This window comes from Pusillimonas sp. (genome assembly GCF_035515275.1).
GTDB lineage: Bacteria > Pseudomonadota > Gammaproteobacteria > Burkholderiales > Burkholderiaceae_B > Pusillimonas.
On record NZ_DATJBQ010000059.1, the window covers coordinates 16,865 to 28,919 of the forward strand.

The window sequence follows — 12,055 nt, forward strand, 5'->3', positions numbered from 1 at the left end:
GCTAGCCAAGTAGCTCTTGCACGCTGGCGGTCAGCGAGTCGATCGATTCGGAATCAGACGCCAGGAAGCGGGCACGGCCTTTCTGATCAAAAATATAGATGCCGCGCGCATGGGTTACTTCGTAATTGTCGGGGTCGTTGCTGGTGGGCGCTTCAATCTGATAAGCAACCCGGTAGCGGCGAGCCACGTCGGCCACTTGTCTTTCGCTGCCGGTAAGCCCAATGGCGTGATCGTTGAACGCACTGACGTAAGCGTGAAGGATCTCGGGCGTGTCGCGGTGCGGGTCAACACTGATAAACACAATTTGCACCTTGTCGGCCTGGGCGCCCAGGTTTTCGACCACTTGCGAAAGCTGCGCCATGGTGGTCGGGCAGATGTCGGGGCAACTGGCGTAACCGAAGAACAGCAGCACCACCTTGCCCTCCAGTGCCTTTTCGGTAACGGTGTTGCCTTGCGCGCCCTCAAGCGAAAAACGCAGGTCGGGCAGGAAGCCGCGTATACGATGAATCGAGGTTGTGGCGCCGGCCTGATCGGGCGAGGTCTGCGCACTTGGATCGACTGGCAGCCGAACAGGAGTCGAAGCCGTTGCCGGCACCGAGAAACCGACCGCAAGCGCTGCAAGAGCGAGTGCGGCGGTGGTGTGTATGTTCAGCCTGCGGGCGGTGTATTTGAATCGCATGAGCAGATTATAAGCGGTGGGGCAAGCCGCGGCCGGGCTTGTCGCTACGTGTTTGAGTTTGATCAAACGGCAATCAGCCGACGCGGGTCAGGCAGTTTCGGTGATGCCGTTGTGGCGCAACAGGGCCTCCAGAGAGGCGTCGCGGCCTCTGAAGGCGCGGAACGATTCGGCTGCAGGGCGGGCGCCCCCCACGGCAAGAACCTCGTCTCTAAAACGCTTGCCCGTGGCGGCGTGCAAGGTTCCATGTTCCGGTTCGAGGCGGGCGGCTTCTTCGAAGGCGGCGTAGGCGTCGGCAGACAGCACTTCGGCCCATTTATAGCTGTAGTATCCCGCCCCGTAGCCCCCGGCAAAAAGATGCGAGAAGTTATGCGGAAAGCGATGCCAGTCGGGTGGAAACACCACGGCTACTTCGCGGCGAATCTGGTCAAGGGTTTGCAGCACCTGCGTGATCGACAAGCCCGCGGCCTGATTGTGAATGGCCATGTCGAATAATGAAAACTCGATCTGGCGCACCATTTGCATGCCGCTTTGGAAGTTGCGCGCGGCCAGCAGTTTGTCGTACAGCTCGCGCGGCAAAGGCTTGCCGGTTTCCACATGAGACGATAAGGCCTGCACCACCGGCCATTCCCAGCAGAAGTTCTCCATGAACTGCGAGGGCAGTTCGATGGCGTCCCATTCGACGCTGGCAAAAGCCGAAGCGCCGGGGTCGTCGACACGCGACAGCAAGGCATGCAGGGCATGCCCGCTTTCGTGGAACAGTGTAATGACGTCGTCGTGAGTGAGAAGGGCGGGTTTGTCACCTTGCGGCGGTGTGAAGTTGCAGGTCAAGTAGACAATCGGACGCTGCAAATGGGCACCAATGCGGCGCCGGTTGCGTTCGCTGTCGACCCAGGCGCCGCCCTGTTTTCCCTGGCGGGCGTATAGATCGATAAGCAAATGGCCGATCACGCCTTCGTCTGAAACGACTTCAAACGCTTTGACATCCGGATGCCAGGCCGACACAGCCGCAGGGCGCATGGTAACGTCGAACAGTTTCTTGGCGACATCAAAAAGGCCGTCAAGCACGCGCGGTTCAGTGAAGTACTGTTTGACTTCGTCGGCCGAATAGTCGTAGCGCGCTTCGCGCAGGCGTTCGGAATAAAACGGGAGGTCCCAGGGTTGTAGCTCGGTGATGCCGTGCTCGGTTTGCGCAAACTCGCGCAATTGGGCCAGGTCGCGTTGGGCGTGCGGCTTGGCCTTGGCGGCCAGGGTGCGCAGAAAGCTCAGCACCTGGTCGGCCGATTCAGCCATGCGGGTTTGCAGACGAAGCTGGGCAAAGTCGGTGTAGCCCAGCAATTGGGCTTCGCGCGCGCGCAAGCCCAGCAGTTGCTCGATGAGCGGCGAATTATCGAGGCTGCTTTCGCCGTGTTCAGAGGCCAGCGTGCCGTAGGCGCGGTATAGGGTCTCGCGCAGGGCGCGGTCACGTGCGTACTGCATCACCGGCAAATAGCAGGGCATTTTCAGGTTAAGCAGCCAGCCTTGCAGCCCCGCTTCGCGGGCGCGGGTGGCGGCAGCGGCGCGCACGTCTTCGGGCAAACCATCAAGCCGCTCGGCTTGTTCAATGTGCAGCGACCATTTGTCCATGGAGTCGAGCACGTTTTCGGAAAACTTCTGTGATGCCTGCGCCTGTTGTTCGGAAATTTGCGCATATTGCGCTCGCGCCTCGCCTTCTAGTTCGACGCCGCCAAGACGGAAGTTGCGCAGGGCCAGTTCGACAATGCGTTGCCGTACCGGTGGCAAACTGGAAAATTCAGCGCTTTCATGCAGGCGCTTGTATTGCGAATACAAACCCTTATGCAGACCGATCCAGGTAGAGAATTCGGTGACCTTGGGCAGACACAGGTTGTACGCTTCGCGCAAAGGCGGCGTATCGACAACGGCGTTCAGATGGCCCGCTATCGACCAGGCACGCCATAGTGGTTCGGTCTCGTCGTCGAGCGGGTCGACCAGCTCCTGCCATGTAGGGGGCAGGGCCGGGTCGGCGGCGCGATCAACGGCGTCGCGCGCCTTGTAGATAAGAGCGCTGATGGCCGGTTCGATGTGGGCGGGTTCAATGGCGGCGTAGTCGACGAGTTCGTCTATGGGTACTAATAGCGGGTTCTGTGTCATGTCTTTCAAGAGGCCGTGGCGGCCTGGGTCTGGGCGGCGCGTTCGGCTGCTTCGATCGTGTTGACCAGCAGCATGGCAATGGTCATGGGGCCGACACCACCCGGTACGGGTGTGATGGCACCCGCCACTTTGCTGGCCGAGGCAAACTCGACGTCGCCGGTCAGCTTTCCGTCGTCCTTGCGGTTGATGCCGACATCAATCACCACGGCACCGGGCTTGATCATGTCGCCGGTGATCATGTCGGGCTTGCCGGTGGCCACCACCAGCACGTCGGCGCGGCGTGTTTGAGCACCCAGGTCGCGGGTTTTTGAATTGCACAGGGTAACCGTGGCGCCCTTGGCCAGCATCAGCATGGCCATGGGTTTGCCCACGATATTGCTGGCGCCCACGACCACGGCTTCGGCACCCCACAGGTCGACGCCTTCGGATTCAAGGATTTTCATGACGCCATAGGGCGTGCAAGGCTGGAACAGCGGACGGCCCATGGAGAGCAAGCCGGCATTGAGGGCATGAAAGCCGTCGACGTCTTTATGGGCCGCAATGGCCTCGATGACCTGGAATGAATCCAGATGCTTGGGCAACGGTAGCTGCACCAATATGCCGTGTATGGCCGGGTCGTTGTTAAGGCTGTGCACCTGGTCCAGCAACTGCTGTTGCGTGGTGTCGGCGCCAAGCCGTATTACTTCTGAATGCAGGCCGGCCTTTTCGCAAGCCGCGGCCTTGTTTCGCACGTATACCTGCGAAGCGGGGTCGCTACCCACCAGCACGACGGCCAGGCCCGGCACGATGCCGCGCTCGCGCAAGGCGCCGGCGCGCGCGGCGACCTGGGCCTTGATGGTGTCGGACAGCGCCTTGCCATCAATAATGCGTGCGCTCATGTTTGACCTTCAGTTTGGGTCAGGGCGATTTTCATGAGGTCGGCCACGGTGGTGACTTCGAGCTTTTCCATGATGTTGGCCCGATGCGCTTCAACGGTCTTGATGCTGATGTTCAGGTCGCCTGCAATCTGCTTGTTCAGACGCCCGGCCACGATGCGTTCAAGAACCTGCTGTTCGCGCGAGGTAAGGCGGCTAAGCACCGCCTGCTGGTTCTTTTTGGCTTGTGCTTGCGAGGCCCGTTCGTTGGCCTGTTCGAGCATGCGGGCGACAATGGTGCGCAGATCGGTTTCGTTGAAGGGTTTTTCAAGGAAGTCGATCGCGCCTTTCTTGATGGTGGACACCGCCATGGGCACGTCGCCGTGACCGGTAATAAAGACGATGGGCAGCGGCGCTTCGCGAGCGATGAGCTCTTCTTGAAGTTCGAGGCCGCTCATGCCCGGCATGCGAACGTCGACGATAAGCACACCAATTTCATCGGGGTCATAAGCCTCGAGGAAGTTTTCTGCGCCGCTAAAGCTTCTAACTCGATAACCATTGGCTTCGAGTAGCCAGCGCAACGAGTCGCGCACCGCTTCATCGTCATCAACGATAAAAACAGTGTTCGGTTCTTCGGGTGTGGTCATGCGTGCAACTCCTGAGAATTCTCTGGTTGGTCGGGGGCTTCCGGCGCAGCGAAAGGCAGGGTGAAACGAAAAATCGTACCACCATCGGGGTTGGCGGTGGCCCACAGGCGCCCGTGATGCGACTCAATAATGGTACGGCAGATGTTCAGCCCCATGCCCAGGCCTTCGGACTTGGTGCTGTAAAAGGGCTCGAATAACCGTTCGGGGTCGCGCAGCCCGTGGCCCCGGTCGATGACGGCGATTTCGATCAGTGGGCCCTGTTCGGTGACCTTGACGTGAAGCGTGCGGTATTCGCTTTGCTCCATGGCTTCGACACCGTTCTTGAGCAGATTCAATAATACCTGTTCGATCAGAATGGGGTCGGCCAGCACAATGGGGTCGCCTTCGGGCAGCTCGCTGGCAATCTCGACCTGGCGTTTGCGTGCGTCGATATCGGCAAATGCAATGGCGTTGTCCAAAATACGCGAAATCGGTACTTTTTGGCGGCGCGGCTCGCTGCGTTTCACGAACTCGCGGATACGGCTGATGATCTTGCCGGCCCGCTCGGCTTGTGATGCGGCTTTTTCGAGGGCGGCAAGCAATTGGTCGGGCCTGGGGTTGCCGGCCTTGAGCATGGCCACCGCGCCCATGCTGTAGTTGCTGATGGCGGTCAGCGGCTGGTTAAGCTCATGTGCCAGCGACGAAGCCATTTCACCCATGGTGGTGAGGCGGCTGGTCAACTGAATTTTTTCTTGCTGCACGCGCGAGGCTTCTTCGTGGGTACGGCGCTCGGTAATGTCGCGCGCCACCTGAAGGCGCACACGACGCCCGTCGGTCCAGGCCAGCATGCGATGGTGCACCTCGAACCAACGCTGCGCCGAGGTGGAGTACACCTCGACGGTTTCATCGGTGAAGCGACCAAGCCTGCCCCCTAGCAGCTCGGCGTGTCCATTGGAATGCGCTCCGAAAAACCGCCGATAGGTTCGGTTGGCGAACAGCAGCTCAAGCCCGTCGGGCGTGTCGGCCACCACCGAAATGGCGTCGTCCAGGCCTTCGAGCACCGTCATGAAGCGTTCGTGTGCAGCGGTAAGGGCCTCGCGAATGCGCTTGGGCTCGGTAATGTCGGTCATGGATGTCATCCAGCCGATCTGTTCGCCGTTCGGGTCGCGCAGGGGCGATACATACATGCGCGCAGTAAAGCGAGACCCGTCGCGCCGCTGGGCCTCGACCTCGAGCCCGCTGCTGGGGGTGCGGCCCGACAGCAGCAGGTCGAGGGTTTCTTGATGTTGTGCGTGGCGCCCGGGCAGCCAGTATGGAAACGGCGTGGTACGCCCGATGAGGTCGGCTTCGTTCCACCCGATCATGCGGCAAAAGGCCGGGTTTACATACGCGATGCGGCCTTGCATGTCGAATACGCGCATGCCGGTGGACATGGAGTTTTCCATGGCGCGCCTGAAACCGGTTTCGGCAATAAGTGCTGCTTCGGCCCGACCGCGAAATCGCGTGTAGCGCCATAAGGCCAGCAGGCTAAGGATGATCAGCGCCGAAAGCGCCACCACGACCATGATCAGGCGCTGCTGACGCGTTTCCTGGTCGATGGTGACAAACATGACGCTGTCGCTTTGCAGGCGCTGCAGCCAGATGAAGACACCCATGACGCACAGATACAGCACCAACACAAGCACCGGCGTCAGCCAGTACAGACCGCGACGCGTGCCTTTGGCTTGATCGTAGAACGTGGTGGGTATGAGGGATTTACGTGAAGGGCCGGCCATTGTGCGACTATTTTAAACAATATTGTCCTGCAAGGGCGTTCAGTTTAATGTCAATTTTTCATATTATAAAAACTAATGCCATAAAGTGAAATTTTACTTGCCCTTACAGGGGGTCTTTCCTAGAATGGAAATATTTCCGGCGTTGTGTCGGGCGGTCGCCGCGAGCCTGCGGCGCGACAGCACACGTGCTACAACGGGCTTATGCCGTTGGTCTGTGATTCATACAATCTTAATTGGAGACATTCATGTCCTCTCTTGATCAAGCAGGTGCATTGAGCACGGTCGGCAACGACGATCCCGAAGTCCAGGAGTGGCTCGACGCGCTCGAAGCCGTACTCGAACACGAAGGCCCCGAGCGCGCGCATTTTCTGCTTGAACGACTGGTCGACCTGGCGCGCCGTTCAGGGGCGCGCATTCCATTCTCGGCCAACACGGCATACGTCAATACCATTCCCCCCGGCCTCGAGGCGCCGCACCCCGGCAACATTGCGCTCGAAGAGCGTATTCGCTCGTACATACGCTGGAACGCCATGGCCATGGTGGTCAAGGCCAACAGCCATCATCCGGCCGACGGCGGCGACCTGGGCGGCCATATTGCGTCGTTCGCCTCGCTGGCAACCATGATCGGCTGCGGACAGAACCATTTCTGGCACGCCGAAACCGAAGACCACGGCGGCGATCTGGTGTACTTTCAGGGCCATACTTCGCCCGGCATGTATGGTCGCGCCTACCTCGAAGGCCGCCTTACCGAAGAACAGCTCGATCATTTCCGTCAAGAAGTGGGCGGCAAGGGCTTGTCGTCGTACCCGCACCCCAAGCTCATGCCCGAGTTCTGGCAGTTTCCAACGGTGTCGATGGGGCTTGGCCCCATTATGGCCATTTACCAGGCGCGCTTTCTTAAGTACCTGCATGCCCGCGGCATTGCCGACACCAGCAACCGTAAAGTCTGGGTATTTTGCGGCGACGGCGAAATGGACGAGCCCGAATCCCTGGGCGCCATCAGCCTGGCCTCGCGCGAGAAGCTCGACAACCTTATTTTTGTCGTCAACTGCAACCTGCAGCGGCTCGACGGCCCGGTGCGCGGCAACGGCAAAATCATCCAGGAGCTCGAGGGCGATTTCCGCGGCAGCGGCTGGAACGTCATTAAACTGATTTGGGGCGGCTACTGGGACCCACTTCTGGCGCGCGACAAAGAGGGCATCTTGCGCCGCATCATGGAAGAAGCCGTCGACGGCGAGTACCAGGCATACAAGGCCAACGACGGCGCTTTTGTGCGCAAGCATTTCTTCGGCAAGCATCCCAAGCTGCTTGAAATGGTCAGCCGCATGAGCGACGAGGCCGTATGGCGCCTGAACCGGGGCGGTCACGACCCGCACAAGGTGTATGCCGCCTTTCACGAGGCCGTGAATCATAAGGGTCAGCCCACCGTCATTCTGGCCAAGACCATCAAAGGCTATGGCATGGGCCACATCGGCCAGGCCAAAAACCCCACCCACCAGCAAAAAAAGCTCGACATGGAAGCGGTGCGCGAGTTCCGCGACCGGTTCAACATACCTATTCCAGACGACAAGCTCGAAGAACTGCCGTATTTCAAGCCCGCCGAAGACTCGCTCGAAATGAAATACCTGCACGAGCGGCGTCAGGCGCTGGGCGGCTACTTGCCCGCGCGCCGGGCGATGTCCGACGAAAAATTCAAGGCGCCCGAGCTGGATGCGTTCAAGGCCGTACTCGAGCCCACCCCCGAAGGGCGTGAAATCTCCACCACGCAGGCGTTTGTGCGTATTTTGAACCAGGTTCTGCGCGACAAGCAGCTTGGCCCGCGTGTGGTCCCCATCCTGGCTGACGAGTCGCGTACCTTCGGCATGGAAGGCCTTTTCCGCCAGATCGGCATTTACGCGCCCGAAGGCCAGAAGTACATCCCGGTCGATAAAGACCAGGTCATGTACTACAAAGAAACACACGACGGTCAGCTGTTGCAAGAAGGCATCAACGAGGCAGGTGCGTTCAGTTCCTGGATTGCGGCGGCCACGTCGTACTCCACCAACAACCGCATCATGATTCCGTTCTACATCTATTACTCGATGTTCGGATTCCAGCGTATCGGCGACCTGGCCTGGGCGGCCGGCGACATGCAGGCCCGTGGTTTCTTGCTGGGTGGTACAGCCGGGCGCACCACGCTTAACGGCGAGGGCCTGCAGCACGAAGACGGGCACAGCCACATCATGTCGGCGCTTATTCCCAACTGCGTGTCGTACGACCCCACGTATGGGCACGAACTGGCCGTGATTATTCAAAACGGCCTGCAGCGCATGATCGAAAATCAAGAGAACGTTTTCTATTACATCACTGTAATGAACGAAAACTATGCTCATCCCGGCTTAAGCAAGGGCGACGAAGAAGGCATTATTCGCGGCATGTACAAGCTGCGTTCAGCCGGCAAGCCCAAGAACAAGCTTAACGTGCAGTTAATGGGCTCTGGCACCATTTTGCGCGAAGTATTGGCGGCTCAAGACCTGCTCGAGAAAGATTGGGGTGTGTCCTCGGACGTGTGGAGCGTCACCAGCTTTACCGAGCTGCGCCGCAATGGGCTCGATTGCGAGCGTCATCGTCTGCTTAACCCCGAGGAAGCCAACCCCCCCGTACCTTACGTGACCCAGCAGCTTGAAAAAACGACGGGCCCCATTGTGGTTTCCACGGACTACGTCAAATTGTTTGGTGATCAGGTCCGGCCCTTTATTCCGGCGGGCCGCCGCTTCTCGGTACTGGGCACCGACGGCTTCGGGCGCTCCGACTTCCGCTACAGGCTGCGTGAGCATTTCGAGGTTGATCGCCATTTCGTCGTGCTGGCCGCGCTGCGCGCCTTGGCCGACGACGGAGACGTGCCGGTTTCCAAGGTTGCAGAAGCGATCAGTAAATACGGCATCGACCCCAATAAAGCCAACCCTCAGTACGCCTGATCGGAGACAGATGCAATGAGCCAACTCACAGAAATCAAGATCCCCGACATCGGCGACTTCTCCGAGGTCGATGTCATCGAGATATTGGTTGCCGAGGGCGACACAGTCAAGCTCGAGCAAAGCCTTATCACCGTCGAGTCCGACAAGGCCTCGATGGAAATTCCCTCGTCCGCGGCCGGTACGGTAAAGGCGGTGAAGGTGAAGGTGGGCGACAAGGTGCGCGAAGGTTCGGTCATTATCGAAATCGAAGCAGCCGCCTCGGGCAAAGCCGAGGCGCCCGCCCCAAGCAAAGCGGCCAACGAGCCGGCGGTGGCCAAACCAGAAGGCAAGGCAGCGGCGCCTGAAGGCAAGGCTGCCGCAGCCGCCGAAAAACCTGCGGCGCCAAGCGCTGCTGCATCGGGTGGGGCAAAGCCTGTCTCAGTAGTGGTTCCCGACATCGGCGACTTCAAGGACGTCGAGGTGATTGAGCTGCTGGTCGCCGAAGGCGACACGGTTGCCGCCGAGCAAAGCCTTATTACGGTCGAGTCCGACAAGGCCTCAATGGAGATCCCTTCTTCGCACGCCGGCGTGATCAAACGTATTGCCGTCAAGGTCGGCGACAAGGTGGGGCAGGGGGCTGAAATTCTGGTTCTTGAGCCCAGCGGCGACCACGCGGCAGAACAAGCCCCGGCGGCAGCGCCCAAGCCTGCCGACGACTCTGATACCGCCCAGGAAAGCAGCGCGCCAGATCGAGCCTCTGGTGTTTCCGCCCCGGCCGTGTCCAGCAAAGGCGGCATGGCGTCCGACCCGGTCGAGCGCAGCTCGCCCACCGAAGCGCTGGCCGAGAACACCCCTGCCAATAAACTGCCATACGCCTCGCCCTCTGTGCGCAAGTTTGCGCGCGAACTGGGTGTTGATCTGGCCCAGGTAACGGGCTCGGCCGACAAAGGCCGCATCACCTTTGACGACGTGCGCGGTTTCGTCAAGCAGGCGCTGGCTTCGGGTACGCCTAAAGGCGCGCAAGGCGTGGGCGGCGGGCTTTCGGTACTGGATTGGCCTCAGGTCGATTTCAGCAAGTTCGGGCCGGTCGAAGCCAAGCCGCTGTCGCGCATCAAGAAAATTTCCGGCGCCAACCTGCATCGCAACTGGGTGATGATTCCCCACGTCACCAATAACGATCAGGCCGACATTACCGAGCTGGAAGCCTTGCGCGTGACGCTTAATCAAGAAAACCAGAAAAGCGGCATCAAGGTTACGATGCTCGCCTTCCTGATCAAGGCGGTGGTGGCGGCGTTGAAGAAGTTTCCCGAATTCAATGCTTCGCTTGACGGCGATAGCCTTGTCTACAAGCAGTACTACCATGTGGGCTTTGCCGCCGACACGCCCAACGGGCTGATGGTGCCCGTTATTCGTGATGCCGACAAAAAAGGCGTGTTCGAGCTGGCCGCCGAAACCTCCGAGCTGGCCGCCAAGGCCCGCGACGGCAAGCTTTCGCCGTCGCAGATGCAGGGCGGGTGCTTCTCTATTTCGTCGTTGGGCGGTATTGGCGGCACGTCGTTCACCCCCATTATCAACGCGCCCGAAGTGGCCATTCTGGGTGTGTCGCGCTCCAGCCACATGCCTGTGTGGGACGGCAACGCATTTCAACCGCGCCTGATGCTGCCGTTGTCGTTGTCGTATGATCACCGCGTTATTGATGGCGCGGCCGCAGCCCGCTTCAACGCTTATCTGGCCGGCTTGCTGGCCGATTTCCGTCGCATTGCACTATAGGGGCGCGCATGAGCACAACAGAACTGACTGTTCCCGACATCGGTGACTTTGACAAGGTTGATGTGATTGAGGTGCTGGTCGCAGTAGGCGACACCGTACAACCTGAACAAAGCCTGGTCACGGTCGAGTCCGACAAGGCCTCCATGGAGATCCCCGCCGCGCAGGGCGGGGTGGTCAAGGCGGTGCTGGTCAAGGTGGGCGACAAAGTCGCCCAGGGCGATGCGCTGGTTACCATCGAAGCCAGCGGCAATGCCTCTGCAGAAGCGGCCAGCGAGGCCGATGACAAACCCGGCACGGCCAACGGCTCGTCCAGCGCGCGCAAGCCGCAAAGCGGCCCGGCACCGGCCACCAAGTCGGCCCCGGCACCTGTGCCGCAAGCCGCCAGCTATTCGGGCACGGCCGACGAACAATTCGATCTGGTTGTGCTGGGCGCAGGCCCCGGTGGTTATTCGGCCGCGTTCCGCGCCGCCGACCTGGGCCTTAAAGTGGCTCTGGTTGAACGCTACAGCACGCTGGGTGGCGTTTGTCTGAACGTGGGCTGCATTCCTTCAAAAGCCTTGTTGCACACCGTGGGCGTGGCCGAAGCCGCGCAAAGCCTGGCCAAACACGGTATTTCGTTTGGCGCGCCGTCCATCGACCTGGACGCGCTGCGTGCCTACAAAGACGGCGTCATCGGCAAGCTTACCGGCGGTCTGGCCGCCATGGCCAAAATGCGCAAGGTAACCGTGCTGACGGGCGTGGGCCGGTTCGCCGACCCGAATCACCTGGTCGTGCAGGGCGCAGAGGGCGCCGCGCGCACCGTCAAATTCGGCTCGGCGATTATTGCGGCCGGCAGCCAGTCGGTAAAACTGCCTTTCCTGCCACAAGACGACCGTATTGTCGATTCCACCGGCGCGCTGCAACTCAAGTCCATTCCCCAAAAAATGCTGATCATCGGCGGCGGGATCATCGGGCTTGAAATGGGTACGGTGTATTCCGCCCTGGGCGCAAGGCTTGATGTGGTTGAAATGCAAAGCGGCCTGATGCAGGGTGCCGACCGCGACCTGGTCAAGGTCTGGCAAAAAATGAACGACAAGCGCTTTGATCGTGTCATGCTCGACACCAGGACCGTATCGGCCGAGGCCAAAGACGACGGCATCTGGGTCAGGTTCGAAGGCGCCAACGCGCCGGCCGAGCCGCAGCGATACGACCTGGTGCTGCAGGCGGTGGGGCGGGTGCCCAACGGCAAGAATATCGACGCCGAGAAGGCGGGCGTGGCGGTTAGATC

Annotated in this window: 8 protein-coding genes; 3 read left to right on the forward strand and 5 right to left on the reverse strand. The window is 60.2% G+C overall.

Annotation, left to right across the window (positions count from 1 at the left end):
* Position 1: 1 nt before the first annotated feature.
* The 5 genes from VL003_RS04075 to VL003_RS04095 form a co-directional block, all read right to left on the reverse strand.
* Positions 2-679 (reverse strand): SCO family protein, encoded by a 678-nt coding sequence (locus tag VL003_RS04075; protein WP_325439836.1) that lies wholly within the window; start codon positions 677-679, stop codon positions 2-4.
* 87 nt (positions 680-766) lie between these two features.
* Positions 767-2,827 carry a M3 family metallopeptidase gene (locus VL003_RS04080; protein ID WP_325439838.1) on the reverse strand — a complete coding sequence of 687 codons (2,061 nt, stop codon included), beginning with the start codon at positions 2,825-2,827 and terminating at the stop codon, positions 767-769.
* Positions 2,828-2,832: 5 nt separating this feature from the next.
* Positions 2,833-3,705, reverse strand: a complete 873-nt coding sequence (gene folD, locus VL003_RS04085) for a bifunctional methylenetetrahydrofolate dehydrogenase/methenyltetrahydrofolate cyclohydrolase FolD (protein ID WP_325439840.1) — start codon at positions 3,703-3,705, stop codon at positions 2,833-2,835.
* Complete coding sequence (locus VL003_RS04090; protein WP_325439842.1) at positions 3,702-4,328, reverse strand: response regulator transcription factor; 627 nt, start codon at positions 4,326-4,328, stop codon at positions 3,702-3,704. Before VL003_RS04090 ends, folD begins: the two co-directional genes overlap by 4 nt.
* Positions 4,325-6,082: a PAS domain-containing sensor histidine kinase gene (locus VL003_RS04095; RefSeq protein ID WP_325439844.1), complete on the reverse strand. Its 1,758-nt coding sequence runs from the start codon at positions 6,080-6,082 to the stop codon at positions 4,325-4,327. Before VL003_RS04095 ends, VL003_RS04090 begins: the two co-directional genes overlap by 4 nt.
* Positions 6,083-6,327: 245 nt before the next feature.
* On the opposite strand from VL003_RS04095, the gene aceE reads away from it, so the two are divergent.
* From aceE to VL003_RS04110, 3 genes are all read left to right on the forward strand, one after another.
* Positions 6,328-9,039, forward strand: coding sequence for a pyruvate dehydrogenase (acetyl-transferring), homodimeric type (gene aceE, locus VL003_RS04100; protein ID WP_325439846.1), 2,712 nt, complete (start codon positions 6,328-6,330; stop codon positions 9,037-9,039).
* A 15-nt stretch (positions 9,040-9,054) separates the two neighbouring features.
* The gene (aceF, locus tag VL003_RS04105; protein WP_325439848.1) at positions 9,055-10,788 is read left to right on the forward strand and encodes a dihydrolipoyllysine-residue acetyltransferase; all 1,734 of its coding nucleotides are present in this window, start codon (positions 9,055-9,057) and stop codon (positions 10,786-10,788) included.
* An 8-nt stretch (positions 10,789-10,796) separates the two neighbouring features.
* The coding region (locus VL003_RS04110; RefSeq protein WP_325439850.1) for an FAD-dependent oxidoreductase at positions 10,797-12,055 on the forward strand (1,259 nt) is incomplete at its 3' end.